Origin of the sequence: Octadecabacter temperatus (assembly GCF_001187845.1) — a bacterium.
GTDB classification, from domain to species: Bacteria; Pseudomonadota; Alphaproteobacteria; order Rhodobacterales; family Rhodobacteraceae; genus Octadecabacter; species Octadecabacter temperatus.
In genome coordinates, this window is record NZ_CP012160.1 from 2,101,067 (window position 1) to 2,122,786 (window position 21,720).

The 21,720-nt window shown below is 54.2% G+C and carries 18 protein-coding genes and 2 pseudogenes; 14 read left to right on the top strand and 6 right to left on the bottom strand.

The window, feature by feature from the left end:
• Positions 1–18: 18 nt before the first annotated feature.
• From OSB_RS10565 to OSB_RS10580, 4 genes are all read right to left on the bottom strand, one after another.
• Complete coding sequence (locus OSB_RS10565) at positions 19–276, bottom strand: DUF6525 family protein (RefSeq protein WP_049834971.1); 258 nt, start codon at positions 274–276, stop codon at positions 19–21.
• The gene (zigA, locus tag OSB_RS10570) at positions 276–1,484 is read right to left on the bottom strand and encodes a zinc metallochaperone GTPase ZigA (protein WP_049834972.1); all 1,209 of its coding nucleotides are present in this window, start codon (positions 1,482–1,484) and stop codon (positions 276–278) included. The genes OSB_RS10565 and zigA overlap by 1 nt, the downstream gene beginning before the upstream one ends.
• Entirely contained in the window at positions 1,481–2,584 is a 1,104-nt protein-coding gene (locus tag OSB_RS10575; RefSeq protein WP_049834973.1) for a CobW family GTP-binding protein, read from the bottom strand. Before OSB_RS10575 ends, zigA begins: the two co-directional genes overlap by 4 nt.
• 116 nt (positions 2,585–2,700) lie before the next feature.
• A complete protein-coding gene (locus tag OSB_RS10580; protein ID WP_049836124.1) occupies positions 2,701–3,702 on the bottom strand; it encodes a zinc ABC transporter substrate-binding protein in 1,002 nt (333 codons plus the stop codon).
• 56 nt (positions 3,703–3,758) lie between these two features.
• Between OSB_RS10580 and OSB_RS10585 the strand changes: the two genes are divergently transcribed.
• The 4 genes and pseudogenes from OSB_RS10585 to OSB_RS17015 form a co-directional block, all read left to right on the top strand.
• The gene (locus OSB_RS10585; protein WP_049834974.1) at positions 3,759–4,271 is read left to right on the top strand and encodes a transcriptional repressor; all 513 of its coding nucleotides are present in this window, start codon (positions 3,759–3,761) and stop codon (positions 4,269–4,271) included.
• Complete coding sequence (locus tag OSB_RS10590) at positions 4,268–5,029, top strand: ATP-binding cassette domain-containing protein (protein WP_049834975.1); 762 nt, start codon at positions 4,268–4,270, stop codon at positions 5,027–5,029. Before OSB_RS10585 ends, OSB_RS10590 begins: the two co-directional genes overlap by 4 nt.
• Positions 5,029–5,823 carry a metal ABC transporter permease gene (locus OSB_RS10595; RefSeq protein ID WP_049834976.1) on the top strand — a complete coding sequence of 265 codons (795 nt, stop codon included), beginning with the start codon at positions 5,029–5,031 and terminating at the stop codon, positions 5,821–5,823. Before OSB_RS10590 ends, OSB_RS10595 begins: the two co-directional genes overlap by 1 nt.
• 664 nt (positions 5,824–6,487) lie before the next feature.
• Positions 6,488–6,880 (top strand): annotated as a pseudogene (locus tag OSB_RS17015) (tyrosine-type recombinase/integrase); the annotation flags it as partial.
• 503 nt (positions 6,881–7,383) lie between these two features.
• Here OSB_RS17015 and OSB_RS10600 read toward each other — a convergent pair.
• Entirely contained in the window at positions 7,384–8,310 is a 927-nt protein-coding gene (locus tag OSB_RS10600) for a LysR family transcriptional regulator (RefSeq protein ID WP_074202224.1), read from the bottom strand.
• Positions 8,311–8,490: 180 nt separating this feature from the next.
• On the opposite strand from OSB_RS10600, the gene OSB_RS10610 reads away from it, so the two are divergent.
• The 10 genes and pseudogenes from OSB_RS10610 to OSB_RS10655 all read left to right on the top strand — a co-directional run bounded on the left by OSB_RS10610 (position 8,491) and on the right by OSB_RS10655 (position 20,159).
• Complete coding sequence (locus OSB_RS10610; protein WP_143831251.1) at positions 8,491–9,996, top strand: ABC transporter substrate-binding protein; 1,506 nt, start codon at positions 8,491–8,493, stop codon at positions 9,994–9,996.
• 60 nt (positions 9,997–10,056) lie between these two features.
• The gene (locus OSB_RS10615; RefSeq protein ID WP_049834980.1) at positions 10,057–10,971 is read left to right on the top strand and encodes an ABC transporter permease; all 915 of its coding nucleotides are present in this window, start codon (positions 10,057–10,059) and stop codon (positions 10,969–10,971) included.
• A 3-nt stretch (positions 10,972–10,974) separates the two neighbouring features.
• Positions 10,975–11,910 (top strand): ABC transporter permease, encoded by a 936-nt coding sequence (locus tag OSB_RS10620; RefSeq protein ID WP_049834981.1) that lies wholly within the window; start codon positions 10,975–10,977, stop codon positions 11,908–11,910.
• Positions 11,903–13,531 carry an ABC transporter ATP-binding protein gene (locus tag OSB_RS10625; RefSeq protein ID WP_049834982.1) on the top strand — a complete coding sequence of 543 codons (1,629 nt, stop codon included), beginning with the start codon at positions 11,903–11,905 and terminating at the stop codon, positions 13,529–13,531. The genes OSB_RS10620 and OSB_RS10625 overlap by 8 nt, the downstream gene beginning before the upstream one ends.
• On the top strand, positions 13,528–14,499 hold the full coding sequence (locus OSB_RS10630) for a 2-hydroxyacid dehydrogenase (protein ID WP_049834983.1): 972 nt from the start codon (positions 13,528–13,530) through the stop codon (positions 14,497–14,499). The genes OSB_RS10625 and OSB_RS10630 overlap by 4 nt, the downstream gene beginning before the upstream one ends.
• Positions 14,496–15,536 (top strand): DUF475 domain-containing protein, encoded by a 1,041-nt coding sequence (locus OSB_RS10635; RefSeq protein ID WP_049834984.1) that lies wholly within the window; start codon positions 14,496–14,498, stop codon positions 15,534–15,536. Before OSB_RS10630 ends, OSB_RS10635 begins: the two co-directional genes overlap by 4 nt.
• A gap of 52 nt (positions 15,537–15,588) precedes the next feature.
• Entirely contained in the window at positions 15,589–16,314 is a 726-nt protein-coding gene (locus OSB_RS10640; protein ID WP_049834985.1) for a ribonuclease activity regulator RraA, read from the top strand.
• 54 nt (positions 16,315–16,368) lie between these two features.
• Positions 16,369–17,874 carry an aldehyde dehydrogenase (NADP(+)) gene (locus OSB_RS10645; RefSeq protein WP_049834986.1) on the top strand — a complete coding sequence of 502 codons (1,506 nt, stop codon included), beginning with the start codon at positions 16,369–16,371 and terminating at the stop codon, positions 17,872–17,874.
• Between the two features lie 566 nt (positions 17,875–18,440).
• Positions 18,441–18,950, top strand: a pseudogene (locus OSB_RS10650) (tyrosine-type recombinase/integrase).
• Between the two features lie 555 nt (positions 18,951–19,505).
• Positions 19,506–20,159 (top strand): short chain dehydrogenase, encoded by a 654-nt coding sequence (locus tag OSB_RS10655; RefSeq protein ID WP_049834987.1) that lies wholly within the window; start codon positions 19,506–19,508, stop codon positions 20,157–20,159.
• A gap of 440 nt (positions 20,160–20,599) precedes the next feature.
• Here OSB_RS10655 and OSB_RS10660 read toward each other — a convergent pair whose 3' ends face one another.
• Entirely contained in the window at positions 20,600–21,559 is a 960-nt protein-coding gene (locus OSB_RS10660; protein ID WP_049834988.1) for a YHYH protein, read from the bottom strand.
• Between the last annotated feature and the right edge of the window lie 161 nt (positions 21,560–21,720).

The following is a 21,720-nucleotide window of genomic DNA, read 5'->3' on the forward strand; positions in this document are numbered from 1 at the left end:
AGCGCAACATCAGCCCGTTTAAAAATTCAAACGATTGAACTTGTCCCGCTCAAGCGTTTTTCGTTCGGCCGTCATCATCCGTGCAAGCGCGTCATCAAGACTTAGGCCTTCTTTGCAGGCCTTGTTCCAAATGCGCTTGCAGGACACAGGCGACCAAGGCAAAGCCGCATTCGACAGCCATTCACGCAACGGTTTTGGCAGCGCATCATATGCGCGCATTGGATCTGCCGCTCTCTTTCGACGTGCCAAACTCATTTCGCCAAGGTTCCGTTTCATTAGGCGGCATTTTCCGCGCGCTGCCAGTTTGGAAACGGATCAGGATAATCCGGCAACGTTTCCGGCGTTATGTCCTGATCATCCGGAATAAGGGCGGCATCCAACCGCGCTTTGATATCTGCCCAATCAATACCTGCACCGATAAATACGATTTCTTGACGACGATCACCCCATGGCTCCTGCCAGTGTTGGTTGATGTAGGCTTGACCGGATTCGTGATCTGGCCACCGTTCTTTTGGAACCGTCGCCCACCAGGTTCCCAGCGGTTTGACCGATGACAGCGCACCAGCCAATGAAAACTCGGCCACCCATTCAGGGCGCGTCGCGATCCAGAAATGCCCCTTGGCACGGATCACACCAGCCAATTCGCCGTTCAGTACATCCATGATTTTTTCAGGCTCAAACGGTCTGCGCGCGCGGTAAACAAACGATCCGACGCCATATTCTTCAGTTTCCGGCACGTGATCTGCGAAACCATACAGCTCTTTGGCCCACTGCGGATGCTCATGCGCTTTTTCAAAATCAAACAGCCCCGTGTCCAGGATCGCATCGGCAGGAACATCAGAATGGGTAGTCTCGATAATTTCGGCATCCGCGTTCAGGCTGCGAATGATTTGACGGGCCGCCTGCACCTGATGCGGCTCGGCGTCAGCCACTTTGTTGAGGATCACGACATCGGCAAATTCAATTTGCTCAACCAGCAGGTTCACCAAAGTACGTTCATCTTCTTCGCCCATAACTTCTCCCCGATCGCTCAGGAAATCATGGCTGGAATAGTCACGCAGAAGGTTCACGGCATCAACAACGGTCACCATCGTATCCAGACGGGCCACATCCGAAAGGCTCTCGCCATGCTCGTCGCGGAAATCAAACGTCGCAGCGACAGGCAGCGGTTCGGAAATCCCCGTGGACTCGATCAACAGGTAATCAAAACGGTCTTCTGCCGACAGTCGACGCACTTCCTCAAGAAGGTCATCGCGCAGGGTGCAGCAGATGCAGCCGTTCGACATTTCGACCAGCGTTTCGTCTGTGCGGCTTAGCTCTGTGTCCACGCGCACGAGGTCCGCGTCGATGTTCACTTCGGACATATCATTGACAATCACCGCGACGCGGCGGCCGTCGCGATTGTTCAGGACGCGATTAAGCAGGGTCGTTTTTCCAGCGCCAAGAAAGCCAGAGAGAACAGTTACGGGAAGTTTTTTACTCATAAGAGAACTCCTTCAGATATGAGGCCAGATGTTGGTTCAGTTTGTTGCGCGCGCAGCATGTCGAGGCTGCGCGTCAGTTCTGGGCGAGTCATGTCGCGGGCAATAACAACGATGCGAGTCTGGCGAACGTCCCCTTCCCAGTCATTGATGGGTACAGGCGGATCAAACAGGTGCTGAACGCCGTGAAAAACAAACGGCGTGTCGACGCCTTCCAGATGCACGATCCCTTTGACGCGCAAAATGTCGGGGCCACGCAAGGCGATCAACGTGTCCAACCACAAATCGAAAGCTTCGACCGCAATTGGTTCGTCCAAAACAACCGAAACGGATCCGATACGCGCATCATGGGGGGATTGAATTTCATTGGGTTCCGCGTTGACAGCGAACCCTGACAGATTTTGTAGCGGATCAGCAGAAACCGGAAGTGACAGCCAGTCTGTCGCCTGCTCTTGCTTGATCCCAGGAAGCATCCCGTTGAGGTTCCAAAGCCCAGCCGGATCGACCCTGCCATGATCCGTGCGACGAATTTCAGCCGTTGGATTAAGCCCGCGCAAGCGTTCTTCAAAAGCCCGCCATTTGGGTTCAAGAACGAGGTCCGTTTTCGTCAAAAGAATAAGATCGGCCATTGCGACCTGCGACACAGATTCAAACTGGCGATCCAGCGTGTCCGGCCCTGCGGCGGCGTCAGCAACTGTTACCGTGCCATCCATCCGAACGCGCCGCGCAAGTGCGGGGTTCATCAAAAGCGTCTGCAATACGGGTGCCGGATCAGCGAGGCCCGTCGTTTCGATCACGACGCGATCAAACGCGATTTCGCCGCTCTTACGTCGGTCCATCAGGTCGTGCAGGGTTTGCACCAGATCGTCGCGCATCGAGCAACACAAGCATCCCGACTGCATCAGGATCACATCTTCATCGACCGCTTCGATCAGATCATGATCCAAACCCGCATCACCGAATTCGTTGACAATAACAGCAATCTTTGGCCCCTGCCCCGAGGCCAAAATCCCGTTAAGAACCGTGATCTTCCCTGCCCCCAAGAACCCCGTCAACAGGGTGATCGGTATACGCGTATCATTCGGGGATTGCGGGGTATTCAAATCGGCCTCAACTCAATGTTATCACATAACATAATTTGCGAAAATGGGAACGTTTCAGGGGTCGTTTAAACCTCTGCCACATCCGATCAGGACGCGGCAGAGGTCAGTCGCACGTGTTACTCAAGGCACTCGCTTAGAACGGTCGCAATGTTGGAGATCAACTGCGGATAAAGGTCAGCGCCAACTTCAAGTTCAGAACCAAGCGGATCGATCACGCCTGTCTTGGCCTCTGAACCATCCAGAACAGTCGCGACAAGGCCGGCATTGAACTGCGGCTCGGACAACACGCAGGCGATACCCTCTTCCGCAACACGGGCCTGAACTTCTGCGATCCGCGCAGGGCTCGGGTCGGACGCATCGCCAATCGAGATCGCGCCAGATGCCGCGAAATCAAAGTCGGTCTCAAAATATTGATAGGCGTCGTGGAAGACCACGAACTTACCGCCACGAACAGGTTCAAGCGTCGCGTTGACCTCGGCCATCATCGCTTCGATCTCGGCGCGGCCTGCGGTTGCGTTGGCATAGTAAGTGCCTGCATTTTCAGGGTCTGCAGCGGACAATTGTGCAGCAATCACGTTCAACCAAGCGGAGGCGTTGTTTGGTGACAACCATGCGTGCGGATCATGCGCACCGTGGTTATGGCCTTCGTGCCCATCTGCTTCAGCGTGATCATCATGATCGTCGTGATCCTCATCATGATCGTCGTGATCCTCGTCATGATCATCGTGGTCGTCTTCATCCCCATGATCATGCGCTTCAAACAATGCGCCCTCACGGAACTCCAACTTCAACGTTTCATCAGCTTCCAACAGCTCAGTAACGGAGGCATCTGGTGCTAAGTTCTCAATCGCGTCTTCCAACCAAGGGCTCAGATCCTCACCAACCCAAAACACAAGATCAGCATTCTGAAGCGCGGATGCTTCAGACGGGCGAAGGCTGTATTCATGCGGGCTCGCGCCGGATTGAACGATAAGATCAGGGGTGCCGACCCCATCCATGACGCGGGCGACCAAAGAATGAACTGGCGCAATATCTACCGCAACGCTAGGTGCATCGGCGAAGGCCGTTCCGCCCATCAAAGTTGCCGTTAAGGAGAGTGAAAGAAGGTTTCTGGACATCATCGCACCTATGTGATTGTATAACATTACAGGCCTCCTAAACAAAATGTAATAACATGACAAGTGATTCAAAAAATAAACACGACACCGGCCCCCTTGGGTTCGCCGAACACAACCATGGTGCCTGCGTGAGCGACGGTCTTCTGGCCGCTGAAACGCTATGCGCACAAGGTGGTCAGCGTTTCACGCCTGTTCGCAGGAAGGTATTGGAAATCCTTTTGCAGGAACACCGTGCACTGGGTGCATACGCAATTCTGGATCACTTGCGCGAAGACGGGTTCGGGTCACAACCACCCGTCGCATACCGTGCGCTGGAATTCCTTGTCGCGAATGGTTTGGCCCATAAGATTGAGCGCCTGAACGCTTTTATCGCCTGTTCTCATCCCAATCACGCCCACACACCCGCCTTCATGATTTGCCGCTTGTGCGAGTCCGTCGCTGAAACACAATCTTCAGCCGCACGTGGCGCACTCGGCGAGGCCGCCCAAGCCACAGGTTTCAAAATTGAACGGACTGTCGTAGAGGCGGAAGGCGTTTGTCCTGCATGTGTGGATAAAGTCGAAGCATGAGCCTGATCACTGTCAAAGACCTGAGCATCAATTACGGTGCGCGCACTGTCTTGTCGCGCGTTTCTCTTTCTGTTGAAGCTGGGGAAATCGTTACGATTGTCGGGCCGAACGGATCCGGCAAGACGAGCCTTTTGCGTGCTATCATCGGGGCGGTTAAACCTGTTCGCGGCACTGTGGAACTCGGGCGCAATGTGACGCTTGGTTATGTGCCACAACGGCTCCATATTGATGAAACGCTACCGATGACCGTCGCACGGTTCCTGCGCCTGCCAAATGGCGCAAAGCCCGACATGATCCATCAAGCGCTGACGCAAGCCGGTGCGCCAGATCTATTAAACGCACAATTATCCAAATTATCCGGTGGGCAATTCCAGCGTGTCCTGCTGGCCCGCGCCCTACTTGGGACGCCGGATGTATTGCTATTAGACGAGGCAACGCAGGGCCTTGACCAACGCGGATCTGCCGCCTTTTACCAGCAGATTGAACAAGTTAGAAAAGAAACCGGATGCGCGATTTTGATGATCAGCCACGAACTTCACGTCGTGATGAGTGCGTCTGACCGTGTGATTTGCCTGAACGGTCATGTGTGCTGCGAAGGCACGCCGGCTGTTGTGGCTTCTGCACCAGAATACCGTGCCTTGTTCGGAACTGGAACCGGTGGCGCATTGGCGCTTTACCGTCATGAACATGACCACGGGCACGATCATGACCATGCACATAATCACCACGACCACGATCACACAGAGGCCGCCGAATAATGCTTGATGATTTTATGGTGCGCGCCGCATTGGCAGGGACTGGAGTGGCTTTGGCTGCGGCCCCGCTTGGGTGTTTCGTGGTCTGGCGCAGGATGGCCTATTTCGGCGACGCAACTGCTCATGCCGCGATCCTTGGGGTCGCCCTATCGCTCGCATTTTCAATGTCAGTCTTTGTCGGTGCAATGGTTGTGGCCCTCTTGATGGCGCTGACCGTGAATTTCTTGTCCGGCAGAGGCTACGCAATGGACACATTGCTGGGGGTAATGGCACATTCTGCCCTTGCGTTTGGTTTGGTCGCCGTATCGTTTTTATCGGGTATTCGCATCGATCTTATGGCCTATCTATTTGGTGACATTCTTGCCGTATCGCGCGTGGACTTAGGTGTGATTTGGTCCGGCGCAGCTATTGTCGTAGCGCTGATCGGATGGCGCTGGTCGGCCCTTTTGACCACAACCTTGAACGAAGACCTGGCCTATGCGAACGGCATCAACCCAAAACGTGAGCAGCTTGTCCTAACTTTAGCATTGGCAATCACCGTGGCCGTCGCGATTAAGGTCGTCGGTGTTTTGTTGATTGCCGCAATGCTGATCATCCCCGCAGCAGCAGCACGACCTTTGTCACGAACACCTGAGGGCATGGCAGTGACAGCCGGGTTGATCGGCATGACCTCAGTGATCGTCGGCCTACGCGCAGCCTTTGTGTTCGACACCCCTGCGGGCCCATCTATCGTCTGCGTCGCGGCCCTCAGCTTCGTGATGTCGAGCATACTTAGAACCTTCAGAACGACAGCTTAAGCCCTCTACTCGCTCTAAAATAAGCATCCATATATCAATTGAATGGTGAGATGGCTAAGGCTCAGTCCGCCATAAGCATGAATAGTCTCGTATCATCTTGTACAATAAGAACGGGAGATTTCTATTTATTGCGATTTTTAACACGTTGTTGATTTAGTTTGGTCTCATATTGCATCACCCTAACTCAAGAGAAATGTGGGTCCAGATGTGGGGCCTAAGGGCTAATGGAGCGACACGAACACATGCTAATTGACACAAAGGCTCGCAAAATACGACCGGGTAAAAACCGTTAGCGGTCGGTGGTGTAACTGACCTTTACTTTCGGGCAGGCTTTTGAGTCGGAACAGGAAAATATACATTTCGCTTTGTTTCACCTAAGTCAGGGAAGCAGCATGGGGCTTGGAACCTACCCTGCGATCAGCTTAGCAGCCGCACGCATTGCCGCTATTGAAGCGCAAAACCTGATTCTTCAGTGACAGCTCTGTTGCCGAAGCAGAAAGCGAAGCATGATATAGTCGTGCATTTTCCAGCGGTGCCTTGGCGGGAAATGCCTCACGGTTCTATGCAGATTTTTCCGGGGGCTTCTGTAAGTGCCGGACGACAAGCCCAATTATTCTTGATCTTAACCGCAGCGCGATCTGGTTAGGTCAGAGGGGCTAAATGGCTTGAAATTGATTTCGCTGAACATGTCTGGGTCATCCCCTCAGCTCGAATGAAAGCTGGTCGCCAGCATCGAATACCAATTTCTACCCACGCGATGGATCTTCTTCGGTATCGCGAACCTCATCATCTTGGCTGCGAGTTTGTCTTTTCAACGCGTCCCGATGTCGAATTGAGTGATATGACGCTGACCAAGGTCCTCCGCGACAACCGAATTTCAAGCGATGTTCTGGGTCGCGTTGCAAGGGCGCACGGGTTTCGATCAAGTTTTCGCCACTGGGCTTCAGAGAACGCTTGTGTGAGAGATTTAGCCGAACGCGCCCTTGCCCACACAATCAAGTACACGACAAGGCCGCTTATCACCGCAGGGATTAACTCGAATAATGAAGAGCCATGATGCAAGACTGGGCGGATTGGGTTATGTCGCAATATGCAGGGAGTGCGCTGTAACTGGAGAAGCAGGGCATCGTTCGGGCCCAACTAACATATTGACCCTTATGTGAATTTGACCACCTGGTAGAATAATTCAAGGCCGAGCAGCCTACGTCGAGACAGAGTTAACAATTTGATCTGCTTCATACACCGTCATCAATCGCGCGATTTCGCTGAAACGACCGTTCGTGCAGATAGCAGCGAACGGCAGCAAACCGCCCACACTGTTATTTTGATTTTATGGCTGCATACGCTCCGAGCGACAAAATGCGGCGTGAGCGAAGAATTTCGTGCAGCGGGACAAGCGGCCATTCGTGCACATTGCGACATGAATCCAGAGGCGAATTGCGGCGGCCGATAGGGGCGGATGCCGCGAACGCGGACCACCTAAGTAAATTTTTCCAGGTAATAAACTACGGGCCAACGCGCGTCATTTTCGAGCTCAATGCGCGCATCCTTAGGGCAGGCTTAGCATTCAAGTTTAGCCTCCCTGAATTGGCTCAGGGCATCGGTTATCAGGGTTCGGACGCGGTCTCGCACGACTGTGCTGTGCCCGGATCGGGCGACCAGATACATGTCCGAGCGGAACTGTGAAGGTAGGTCGATTTCGCGGTAAATGACATCGCGCATCTGAATGACTTGCGCGGATCGAGGAACGACGGCGAAGCCAAGACCGTGATTGACGAGGCTGATCACGGCGTGCGTTTGACTCGCTTCAAGTCGCGTGTCCGGCGTGATGTTGCACGCATAAAACAGGGCGCTGAGAGTCTCTTTAAGATACCCGCCACGGTCTTTGGTGAAAGAAATGTAAGGTTCCCCATCAAAGTCAGAGATCGAAAGTATCGTTTTTTTTGCCAATGGATGCGCCTTTGGGATGGCTAAAACAAAGGGTTCGTTCACGACCCTTGTTCGTTCTATTTCGCCCCGTGGATTTTCCATCCGCGTTAACCCAAGATCAATACGACCAGATCGCTGAGCCTCCACGACTTCGTATCCCATCATTTCGATCGGGCTGAGCGTCACCAAAGGCATTTCAGCGGCCATTCGCTGCGCAATTAACGGCATGAATTTAAACGCCGCTGAGGGTACGAACCCGATTGCGATTCTGCCGGTTTCACCGCGTTCTGCCTGTCGCGCGTTTAGGACAGCATGTTCGGATCGTTGAATAATATCGATGGCGCTATGATAAAAATTCTCACCCGCTGGGGTCAGGCGAACATGCCGATTGCTACGTTCAAGGAGCGTAAGGTTAACGCGTTCTTCAAGGATTTTGATTTGGCGAGACAACGGAGGTTGCGTCATGTTCATCCGGTCTGCCGCCCGCCGGAAACTCAACTCCTCTGCAACGGCGACAAAGCATCTCATCTGGAAGTATTCAAACTGCCCGTGCGCCATTCGTGATCCTCCGCAACGTGACCTGCCTGGCGGCAATATGATCCAATTTGTGTATCGTTGCAATCCAAATTTGGAATTTACAATCCCCACCACCTTCCCAATTCTGAGGGTGAAGATCAGCATTCAAGACCAAGTTCTTGATGAGAGGGTGCTGGATCTTCATTCTTTAGGGAGGAAAAAATGACTAGTAAGTTACACCTTTTCATGGCGTCGGCGCTTGCGTCGACTGTCGCGTTCGGTGCGCAAGCTCAAGAGAATTCCGTGACGGTTGTGTTGTCGGAAGAACTTGAGATTGTCGAACCGTGCTCGGCCACCAAATCAAACGTCGGTCGTGTGTTGTTTCAGAATATTTCGGAAACTGTCACAGAAATGGACCCAGAAACGGGCCTGCAGCCTCGTCTGGCCGAAAGCTGGGAAGACATGGGCAATGGCACGTGGCGCTTCACGCTGCGCCCGGACGTTAATTTCAGCGACGGCACAGAAATGCGCGCCGATGACGTTGCGCACTCGCTTGTTCGTATGAAGTCGCCTGATATTGCCTGTGAGATTGGCGCCAAGTTCTTTGGCGGCATCGAAATCACGTCAAACGTCATCGATGAATACACCATCGACGTGACCGCAGACCCAGCCCAGCCGATTTTGCCGATGCTGATGTCCACCGTCACTGTTACGCCGTCCGACACACCACTTGACAGCTTTGTTGATCATCCGATTGGAACAGGACCGTATACGTTTGACGAATACGTTCGTGGACAATCCATCACGTTGAATGCGAACCCAAACTACTGGGGTGACCAGCCAACCGTGCAATCCGCCACTTACGTCTTCCGTGGCGACAGTGCTGTTCGTGCAGCGATGGTTGCGGCAGGCGAAGCAGACATTGCGCCAAACATCGCGCTTCAAGATGCGACTGATGAAACGCTGGACTTTTCATACCCGAACTCGGAAACGTTGTTTCTTCGCATTGAGCATGCGCAAGCACCGCTCAATGATCGGCGTGTCCGCGAAGCGCTGAGCCTCGCGGTTGATCGCGAAGCGTTCGTCGGTACGATCCTGGCCAACGGCACCTTGTTGGCGACAGGTATGACGCCACCATCGACCATCGGTTATAACCGCGATCTTGCTCCGTATCCGTTCGATCCCGATCGTGCGCGTGAATTGCTTGCCGCCGCCGCCGCTGATGGTGTTCCGATTGATACGGAAATCACGTTGATCGGCCGGACAAACAACTTCGCCAACGTGCTTGAGACGATGGAAGCCTTGCTTGCCATGTATCAAGACGTCGGTTTCAACATGAAGTTGGAAATGGTCGAAGTTGCGGAATGGCTCGAACGCTATGCCAAACCGTTCCCTGAAGATCGTGGTCCGCAGTTGATCCAAGCGCAGCACGACAATGCGAACGGCGATCCTGTCTTCTCAATGTACTTCAAGTATCATTCAGAAGGACAGCAGTCCGGCCTGCTTGACCCAACCGTTGACGCGATGATCGCCGACGCGACTGCGGCAACAGGTGACGAACGTGCAGCAAAGTGGAGCGAACTCTTCACCTACCTTCACGAGGAATCGATCGCAGACGTTATGTTGTTCCACATGGTCGGGTTCAGCCGCGTCAATGAACGTCTGGATTTCACACCATCTATCCGGACGAACAGCGAACTGCAGCTTTCGCAGATCCAGTTCAACTAAATTGAAACCGGCGCAGGCACGTCCTTTGCCTGCGCCGCCCTTTTTCAAGGATCAATCAATATGCTGAAATTCTTGGGAACACGCGCCATTACCAGCGGCATCTCACTTGTCGGGCTAATTCTGCTGGTTTTCTTTCTGAGCAGGCTGACCGGCGATCCAACGGGGTTATATCTTCCGCTTGATGCGTCTGAGGAAAGCCGCAACCAGTTTCGCGAAATTCACGGTCTTAATGATCCGCTTCTCATTCAGTTTTTCAACTACCTTGGCGATCTGATCCGTCTTGATTTCGGCGACTCGATCAGACGGTCCGAACCTGCAATCGACGTAGTACTGCGCGGCTTTGGTTGGACACTACAATTGGCGGCCGTCACGATGTCTTTGGTCGTCTTCTTTGCCATCATTGTCGGATCACTGGCAGCCTTTCACGTCGGCGGGGTCTTTGACCGCATCGCGACTTTCTTCTCGCTAATCGGCGCAAGCGCTCCTGATTTCTGGGTTGCCATCGTGGCCATCGTCATCTTCTCGGTCAATCTAGGTTGGTTCCCCACCTCGGGCACGGGCACTGTTTGGCACTGGGTATTGCCGGTTTCGGTTCTCTTCATTCGCCCCTTCGGCCTCATCTTGCAGATTGTGCGCGGTTCGATGATCACAGCGCTAAGTTCTGCCTACGTCAAAACCGCCCGCGCCAAGGGTATCAAGAACCGCCCGATCATCTTTGTGCACGCCCTTCGCAATGCCCTCTTGCCTGTCATCACAGTCATCGGGGATCAGGCCGCCGCGCTTTTGAATGGTGCTGTTGTTGTGGAAACAATTTTTGGGTTCCCGGGCGTTGGCAAGTTGATGATCGATTCAATCCTTCAACGGGATTTCACGGTCGTCTTGGCCGCGATCATGGTCACCGCCACGGCAATTTTCATAATGAACATCTTGATCGACATCTTCTACTCGATCCTCGATCCCCGCATCAGGTACTGACACATGACACACGCCCCACATCAGGACCCCATAGTTCCAGACATCCCAGACGCCCCAAATCCGGTGGCGCAGACCCTGCGGATGCTGTGGAACGACAAGTTCGCATTTGTATCGGTGGTCTTTCTGCTGATCGTCGTGGTCTGTGCAATCATCGGTTCGTCACTGCTTGAAGATATCGCAACCAAGCAAAACCTAAGGGGTCGTAACGCACCGCCTTTCGATTTCACGACAAGCTGGCCCTACTGGTTGGGTGGCGACGCATTGGGGCGTCCCTTGCTGGCGCGCATCATTGTTGCTGCACAAAACACGATCTTTGTTGCCGCCGGTGCGGTCTTTTTCTCTTTGATCATTGGCACGACTTTGGGGTTGGTTGCGGGTTACACATCGCGGATCATCAGCCAGGTTATCATGCGCCTTGCTGATATCATCATGTCATTTCCATCGCTCCTGCTCGCCGTGATCGTTCTGTTTATGCTCGAAAGCTCGGTGTTCAATTTGGTGATCGTTCTCGCGATTACGCGGATACCGGTTTATTTGCGCACCGCACGCGCCGAGACATTGGAAGTGCGCGAACGCATGTTCGTTCAAGCCGCGCAGGTAATGGGCGCCTCAAACCGTCGCATCGTGTTTCGCCATATTCTACCGGTTGTGCTGCCGACTTTGATAACCATCGCGACGCTGGACTTCGCGTTTGTCATGCTCGCGGAATCCGCGCTTTCGTTTCTTGGCATCGGCATCCAACCCCCTGAAATCACATGGGGTCTGATGGTCTCGCAGGGGAGGCCTTATCTGACGTCTGCGTGGTGGCTTTCCTTCTGGCCGGGCCTTGCAATTATTCTCACGACGCTGTCGCTGAACCTCGTATCGAACTGGCTAAGAACGGCACTTGACCCCGCGCAACGCTGGCGTCTGGAAAATGTGGGGAAGAAAAATGACTGATCGTCTTTTGGAAGTTCAAAATCTCTCGGTCGATTTCCACACTTCACACGGCACCGTGCACGCTGTCCGCGATGTGAGTTGGCATTTGGAACGCGGTGAAACTCTAGCCATTCTTGGTGAGTCCGGCTCTGGCAAATCGGTGTCCGCGTCCGCAATCTTGAATCTGATCGACTTGCCCCCAGGCGAAATCACATCCGGTCAGATCCTGTTTGAAGGTCGCGATCTTCTGACGATGCTGCCCGAAGAACGGCGGCGGTTGAACGGTCACCGCATTGCGATGATCTTTCAGGATCCGTTGAGCCACCTCAATCCGGTCTACACGGTTGGCTTTCAGATTGCCGAAACGATGACGGCGCATGGCGTGCATAAAGGGCAAACCCGCGAAAAAACCATCGAACTGCTTACGCGTGTCGGCATTCCTGAGGCCGACACAAAGGTAGACGCCTATCCACACCAATTTTCTGGCGGGCAACGCCAGCGTATTATGATCGCAATGGCCCTCGCGCTGAAACCTGACATCCTGATCGCGGACGAGCCAACGACCGCGCTGGATGTGACGGTGCAGGCGCAGATTCTCGTTTTGCTGAAGGAGCTGCAGGCCGAAACGGGCATGGGCCTGTTGCTTATCACGCATGATCTTGGCGTCGTTGCCGAAATCGCCGATCGGGTCGTCGTCATGAACGCCGGTGAAATTGTTGAAACCGGCAGTGCCAGTGACGTCTACCACACCCCGCATCATCCCTACACGAAAAAGCTGATTGCAGCGATTCCGGGTAACGGCGAAATGGCGCAACAATTGGCTGACGCTGCGCCAATGCTGCAAATCAATAACCTGACGAAACACTATGGTGCATTTGTCGCGCTGGAAGGTGCCAGCCTGTCGGTTCTGCCGGGGGAAAGCGTCGCTATCGTCGGCGAGTCCGGATCCGGTAAATCCACATTGGCCAAGACGATCCTGCGGTTAGAAGACGCAACCGGTGGTGAAGCGCTGTTTGAAGGCCGCGATCTTGTGACGATGGACCCCAAAGAGCTGTTCAAGCTGCGCCGCGATATCCAGATGGTCTTTCAGGATCCGACACAATCGCTCAACCCGCGAATGTCGATCTTTGACATCATCTCAGAAGCCTTTGTGATCCACCCCGAGATCTTGCCCAAACCACAGTGGAAAGCACGGGTCTGCGAGTTGTTGGAACAAGTCGGATTGCAGGCAGACCACATGTACCGCAACCCGCATCAGTTTTCCGGCGGGCAGCGGCAGCGCATCGCGATTGCACGGGCTTTGGCGTTGGAGCCCAAACTGATCGTCTGCGACGAAGCTGTCTCTGCGCTGGATGTTTCGATCCAGGCGCAGGTTCTGGCGTTGCTGACAGGCTTGCAAGATCAACTGGGGCTCAGCTACCTGTTCATCGCCCACGACCTGCTTTTGGTGCGTGACTTCGCACATCGCGTGATCGTCATGAAAAGCGGCAAGATCGTTGAGCAAGGTCCGGTAGATCAAATATTCGATGCCCCCCGCGAGCCTTATACACGCAACTTGATCGCAGCGAGCCTCAGCCCGGATCCCGAAATTCAGGCCGCGCGTCGCAAAGCGCTTGTCGAATTACAGGGGGCAAACACATGAGTAAACCGCATGTCATGCTCCTGACACCGCTCCCGCCTGCGGTTCTGCGCACCTTTGAAGGACAGGTCGAGGTCCTGCGCGGTGACGAGGCCGCTGACCGCACGGCGTTCCTGCAAGAGAAGGGCCACAAGTGTCGCGCGGTCATCCTCAAGGGGCATGACGACTTCGGGCAAGCTGAGCTGCAATTGTTGCCGAACCTCGAGATCGTCGCCTGTAGCAGCGCCGGCGTTGAGGCCATCGACCACGACGCGCTGCACCGCGCTGGCATCCCGCTTACGAACGCGTCTTTGGCCCTCAAAGACGAAGTTGCCGACACCGCTCTGATGCTGATCCTTGCGACCAGAAAAACTTTGTTGCCCTGTGACGCCTACGTGCGGTCGGGCGAGTGGGGAAAGACCGGCCCTTACCCGCTTCTCTCCACCCTTAAAGGCAAACGCGCAGGGCTATTGGGGTTCGGCGCAATTGGGCAAGAGATCGCGGCGCGCCTTACTGCGATGAAGCTTGAGATCGGCTATTGCACGCGGCGCCAGCGTGACGTGGCGTTCCCCTATTTCGCAAACGCGGCTGCGTTGGCGCAGTGGTGCGATATCCTCGTTGTTATTGTCCCGGGTGGACAAGACACCAATGCGATGGTCGACCACGACGTCCTGACCAAGCTGGGGCCCGATGGCACTTTGATCAACATTGCGCGCGGCAGCGTTGTGGACGAGACGGCGCTCCTTGACCTGTTAGAAAATGGCAAACTGGCATCTGCAGGATTGGATGTTTTTCAAAACGAACCCCATCCAAACCCAGCGCTTACCGTTTTTTCCAACGTCGTTCTCTACCCGCATCACGCGAGTGGCACTGTTGAAACGCGCAACGCGATGGCGCAGCTTGCCGTTGACAATGTGATTGCCCATTTTCAGAACGCGCCTTTGATTTCTCCGGTCGATAGACCATTTCACTCTCTTGGGGTCCCAAAATGAATTCGACACTTTCATATTTCCGTTGGCCGTTTGGCATCACCGCCGTCGGTTTAGCGCTGTCCTTTTGGCTCGGGTTTCATACGTTCGGGACCCTCTCAGGCGCGATGTCGTTCCTCTTGATCGGAGGTATCCTGGCGGTCCTTGAAATTTCTTTGAGCTTTGACAATGCAATCGTCAACGCCAACATCCTCAAGACAATGGAACCCGTATGGCAACGCCGATTTCTGACGTGGGGCATTCTGATCGCTGTCTTTGGCATGCGCATTGTTTTTCCATTGCTTGTCGTTGTTGTGGCGGCTCAAGTCGGGCCGGTGGCCGCAGTTGTCCTCGCCGCGACTGATCCGCAGGAATACGCGCGCATTATGGATGACGCCCATATCGGTATTTCCGCGTTTGGTGGGACGTTCCTTATGATGGTGGCCCTGACCTATTTCCTAGATCAGTCGAAAGAGGTCGACTGGATCAAGTTCATCGAAGCCAATTTACGAAAGTGGGCTTCCATCCGGGGGTTGGGAACCGCCATTGTTCTATGTGCGGCCTTGCTGATGTCCGTTGCGCTTCCCGAAGCCGAAAGCGCGACTTTTCTGTTCGCGGCCATTTGTGGCCTCGTGACCTTCCTCGCGGTTGAGCTTGTGGCGCATTTCTTGGACGCCGAAAAGGAAACGCGGGCCGCAGCCGCCAAAGGCGGGTTCGGTGCGTTTCTCTATCTCGAAGTCCTCGACGCCAGCTTTTCCTTTGATGGCGTGATCGGCGCATTCGCCCTGACGAACAACTTGTTCCTGATCGCAATCGGCCTCGGCATCGGCGCCTTTTACGTGCGTTCTATGACGATCATGCTAGTCGAACGAAACACGTTGTCGCAATTTCGCTATCTGGAGCATGGCGCGTTCTACTCCGTGCTTGCACTGTCGATCATTATGTATGGGCAATCCATTTGGCACATCCCCGAAGTCATCACAGGGTTGATCGGCGCTGCGCTTATCGGTCTGTCTCTCATCTCCTCAATTCGACACAACACAGTCACCCGAGAGGCATGACACTCTCGACCTATTTTCAAGAACCCCATTCCGACACAAAAAAGGAAATCCGATGTCCGAATACCCCCTCTCGCCCGAAACCAAAGAGCTTCTGAGAACGGTTTCCGTCGCAACACTTGCGACCGCGCTTTATAAGCGTGGCCTGCGTAATCAGGTTATTCAGGACGTTCACCCCTTGACCCGAAAAGGGCAGAACATGGTTGGGCCAGCCTTCACGCTGCGCTACATGCCTGCCCGCGAAGATCGCAACCAACTGGTCGAGTTCAGAAACCCAAAACACCCCCAACGCTATGCGATTGAAACCTGCCCTCCGGATCATGTCATGGTGATGGACAGCCGCAAATGCGCCTATGCCGCATCAGCCGGCGACATCCTGATCACACGGCTGATGATGCGCGGCGCGGCTGGTGTCGTGACCGACGGTGGGTTTCGCGACGCTATGAACATCGGTGAACTCGAGATGCCTGCTTACCATAACCGACCATCCAGCCCGACCAACCTGACCACCAATGAGGCGATCGACATAAACGTCCCTATCGGATGCGGCGACGCGCCGGTCTTTCCGGGCGATATCCTCGTTGGCGACGATGACAGCGTGATCGTCATTCCGGCATATTTAGCTGACGAAGTGGCGATAGAAGCGGTCGAAATGACCGCATTCGAGGATTTTGCGTTGAGCAAAGTGCAGGCGGGTGCGCCTATTATCGGTCTTTATCCGGCCACCAAAGAAGAAAACCTCAAAGAATTCGAAGAATGGCGCGCCAAACACGGCCGTTAACGCCGCGCGCCCTTGTCAGCACATAACCCCAAACATTCATAAAAGAGCACCAAAATGACTTTTGAACCTCACGGCAAACACCTGATCGCAGGAAACTGGATCGCCGCAGATGCGACGTTTACGTCCGAGCCCGCACATGGCCCCAGCCATGACTATTCCATCGGCACGCCTGATTTGGTCGACACCGCCTGCGAAGCTGCAGAGGACGCATTTTGGGCATATGGCTATTCGACCCGACAGGAGCGCGCCGATTTTCTGAACGCTATTGCGGATGAAATCGAAGCCCGCGGTGCCCAAATCACCGAAATCGGAACCCAAGAAACCGGATTGCCTGTCGGAAGGCTTGAGGGTGAACGCGGGCGCACGACGGGGCAACTGCGCCTTTTTGCCAGCCATATTCTGGCCGGAGACTACCTTGATCTGCGGCATGACGAGGCGCTGCCAGATCGCGCGCCCCTTCCACGTCCCGATCTCAAAATGGCTCAGCGCCCAATCGGGCCCGTGGCCGTTTTCGGCGCATCCAATTTTCCGCTCGCGTTCTCGACGGCAGGCGGTGACACCGCCGCTGCGCTTGCGGCGGGCTGTCCGGTTGTCGTCAAAGGCCACAGCGCCCACCCTGGAACAGGCGAGATCATTGCAGAGGCAATAAACGCGGCCATCGCGCGTTGCGGCGTGCATCCGGGTGTTTTCTCATTAATCCAAGGTGGAAAGCGCGATGTCGGAACTGCATTGGTCCAGCATCCGCTGATCAATGCTGTCGGTTTCACAGGCTCACTTGGTGGCGGACGTGCCCTGTTTGATCTGTGTGCGCAGCGCCCCAACCCCATTCCGTTTTTTGGCGAGCTTGGGTCCGTCAATCCGATGTTTCTGCTGCCCAGTGCCGCAGCGAACCGTGGCCCCGCGATCGGCTCAGGATGGGCCGCCTCTCTGACGATGGGCGCTGGACAATTTTGCACAAACCCCGGAATCACAATTGTGATGGACGGGCCCGATGCGGATGAATTTACCAAGGCAACGACGGAAGCGTTGCAAGGGGTTGATCCTCAGACCATGCTGACCGACGGCATTGCCGATGCATATCGCCAAGGTCGCGATCGTGTATCAGGTACGACAGGCATCACCGAGGTGCTGACCTCGACTTGCGACATGCGAAATGCAACGCCCTACCTCTTTTCGACCACGGGGCAGGCTTGGCTTGCCAACGAGGCGCTCGGCGAAGAGGTGTTCGGCCCGCTCGGTCTGATTGTGCGTGTCAAAGACCACGATGAAATGGTGACGATTGCGCGGTCGCTCAAGGGGCAATTGACCTGCACGCTTCATATGGATGGCGCAGACACCGGACTTGCCAAAGATCTGATGCCAATCCTCGAACGTAAGGCTGGACGCATTCTTGCCAACGGTTTTCCAACAGGTGTCGAAGTGAGCGATTCAATGGTTCACGGCGGGCCATATCCGGCCTCCACCAATTTCGGGGCAACCTCAGTTGGGACGCTTTCTATTCGTCGGTTCTTGCGTCCGGTTTGCTTTCAAAACCTGCCAGATGAATTGGTACCGGAATAATCGAGTGGTGAGTTGACGGACCGCAACACTGATCGCAATTTGAACGCGAAACACATTATATGTGGGACGTAGATCTGATCAGTTCCAAGGCACCTTCAGCGCTCAGGAAGGTGCTTTGGTTCTGTCAGATCTTGGTGCTGTCTTGCAGCCTGTAGGGTCCAACTCCAGCCGCAGGTTCCCTCTGCGAACCGCAACGTTAAAAATGGAAAATTTTGTGAACGATTGCAGTGATCCAATACGTCGACTGGCATTCTGCTACGTCCCAAAACCCGACTTTCGCTGTAGCGCAGTCGATGTGCAGTCTGGTCACAACTCGGTCTGATGCACACGCGACATGATGCATCTGCATGATAGGTCCAAAGCAGTCATAGCAGATTGTGCTGTAATCCATCGTTGGCATGGTGCTGACGTTTGGGTTTGGAGGGCGGTATGGAGGGCAAAATATGCCTAGAGTACAACTTCCAGAAATCACCCCAAAGCACCGACCTTGGAACAAGGGCCGCCTCTTCGGGTAAAAGCGGCCTCTTCGACCTAAACAGGTCTGGGCAATCCGAACGCGTCTCGAAATGGCAAACAATTTGCGAGATCTGGCGCTCTTCAATGTCGCGATCGATAGCAAGTTGCGCGAGTGCGACTTGGTATGCCTCAAGGTGAGCGACCTCGTTAACGCCGATCAGGTTCGCGAACGTGTTTGCGTGGTGCAAAGCAAAACGAAGCGACCGGTTCAGTTTGAATTGACTGAGAATACGCGTGATGCTGTAGCCAGATGGGTCAGAAGCCCTTAAATGCTGCGAGTTAGCTTCATGTTTCCACGTCGCTTCCACGAACACCCACACATTTCGACCCGCCAATATGCTCGACTTGTCAGGGATTGGGTAGCAGCCATTGGCTTAGAACCGAGTGGATACGGCACCCACTCCATCCGCAGGACAAAGGCCGCTGAAATCTACCGTAAAACTGGTAACTTGCTGGCGGTACAACTGCTTCTTGGTCACACAAAGATCGATAGCGCAGTGCGGTACTTGGGCGTCGAAGTTGAAGACGCCTTAAGCATTGCCGAAAAGATCGACATCTAAACTTCTGGCGAACGGCACCCGCCGTTCGCCGTCCGTAAGCAGCCATGGATTATTTGGCGTCTGATGACTGCAGCGAGCCCGGACCGACCAATGCTGCAACGTGCATGGACCTCAGCTTCAACGATCAATCCTGACACAACGCCTGACCTAAAGTAGCTAGAGGTCGGTATGAACCAAAATTGAAAAGTCGAACCAGTATGAAAATTTCAGAAGTTGCTGAGCGCACTGGCCTCAGCACTTCTACAATAAGTTTTACGAGAAACCTGGGCTTTTTCCGTTCATTGAGCGTGGCTCTGACGGGAAGCGAGCATTCTCGGCAACAAACACTGACTGGTTGGCTTTGTTGGCATCTTTATGCGCAACATGGATGCCGGAGTCTGAAATGCGCGCGTTCGCTAAACTTTACTCATCTGACGATGCAACAATCGCGGAACGTAAAGCTGCGCTGTTGGCACATAGGTAGAGCTTAAAAGCTCGATACGCAGAGTTGGATCGATGTCGCGCGATACTTGACCGAAAACTGCAAAAATATGATGAAATTTTGGAGGGCCAGCTATGAGAATAATTCTAGTTGGCGCAACCGGTGATATTGGAAAAGTAGCTTGCAAGGAACTTGAGAAGAGGCACGAAATTATCGCTGTTGGCCGCACTGGTGGTGAGTATCAGATCGATGTAGCCGACCTAGATGCGGCGAAATCGCTGTATAGGACGGTCGGTAAATTCGATGCTGTGGTATCATGTGCTGGTGACGCGACATTTGCGCCCTTGGCCGAGTTAAATCAGGAAACTTTTATGATCGGTCTTCGGCAAAAGGTCATGGGACAGGTGAATTTGGTCCTTGCTGGTCTGGACGTCATTGCGGATGAAGGCTCATTTACCCTAACAAGTGGCGTCCTTGATCGCGACCCAATCCGGATGGGAACAAATGCTGCAACGGCCAATGGCGCATTGGCGGGCTTCGTAAAAAACGTAGCAATCGAGATGGCCAATTGCCTGAGAGTAAATGTAGTCAGCCCGGGAATGTTGGACGTGTCCGCGCCTCGCTACAGCGCATGGTTTCAGGGTCACAAGCCAGTGCCTTCAAATGACGTTAATTTGGCTTATACAAAGTGCGTAGAAGGCCCTCTGACTCGGCGGGTGATTATTGTGGAGAAACAGGCATATTATGAAACGAGCCATTGGCGCAGCTGTAGCGAAATGTTAGTTTGAGATCCGACGCGATTGACCCGTTTGAACGGCTGCTTTGGTGAAATATGCTGCGCCGCCAAAATTTCTGTGCTGCGTGTGCGAGCAAATGCCGCGTCAACAATAGCTGCGGATACACAAGTCCGGATTGTCCGCATTGCGGCCATCCATCCGCGCAAAATGCTGCAATTGCCAGCCAATGTCCGCTTCGGGGAAGTTGCAATGGAACGTCGAGAGCTTGCGTGAACGGCAGCAATGGGCCGGAAGCGGCATTCGATTTGGTAGAGACTGGTATCAACCTCGCGGGCCTAACCTATATTCCGGCTTAAGGCACCGAGATGGCACTACCGGCCCAAACCCGACCTTGGCCGCACGTTTGGCATGCTGCGGGGCGGCTCACCGAAGGAGACGTTCGATGCGGCTGCGCCAAGGTCTGCTTTTGAGCTGCATCGCAACAGTAGGACTTATCGACGACGCTTAAGAAAAGATGGATCGGGGGTTCCCATGAAACATCCGATAACATGGGGGTAGTTTTCCGTGACAACGTAGCCGTAGACGCCATCCTGAACCATTCCGTTGCATTGATCGAGGTCACCGGACCCCGCAACAAATTCCCAGTCGTCCACGAAAGTTCCATCGTATGAACCACCAGGTCCGCCCGAGCGTGTTCCGGACTTGAGGCGGTAACTTGTTGTCGCCAATCGAATGGTGCTCCCGTCCGCGATATAGCTGCCAAAGATAGGAAACCCGTCGGCAGCAAATCCGATGACCGGAGACGGCGAAGTCGGGTTGCTTTGATCAAAGAGCGCCATTGGATTGCCGTGGTAGTGATAAGTACCGTCCGGCTGCGTGTGCGCGTTGTGCTCATCCGCCCCAAAGCCTGCACCGGGTCCCATCGGATCGTAGCGATAGGGCGAGGACACATCGTTGCAGCCGATCCGTCCGTCACCAACACCGAAACACCCCGCCGCAAGCAGATCAAGCTTCACACCATTGAGAAATACAGCATTGTCATAGCGGAGGCTCAGTGCCACAGGCGCCGAGTTGAATGTCGGGTTGGCGGGAACCGAATAGCTTTGGTTTTGTTCAGCAACGGGCCTCGCAAATCGACCGGTTGCGTTGAAATCGTGGTTCGGGACAGCGTTCGAGGTTATCTCGCAGCTATCACCCGTGACCGTTATCGCAAGTGATGCCCTGAAGTTCCGTGCGTTTTGAACGTCGGTTACCTCGGCCGAATATGTATCGGCATAATCGGCGCAATTGGTTGATCGGTCGGTTAGTATGACATCTTTGATTTCTTCATGTGCTTGCGCTGCCTGCGAGGTGATGGCGGCAAATGCAATGGCGCAGGTTGTCAGTGTGCATAAAGACAACGGCAAATTGAATGTATGGGTTTGGTTGGGCATCGCTCGTTTCTGCGGCATTGAATTTCCTACTTATTGGCTTTCCGGATACAGATTGAGCGCTTGAATTGAGATCAAGATCAAACGCGCATGATACTGAAACGCGCGGGCAACCGGTTTCCGTCGGTAACTATCAAAAGACATTGTCGAATCCTATAGTAAGCCTCCAATTGTATTCCTCG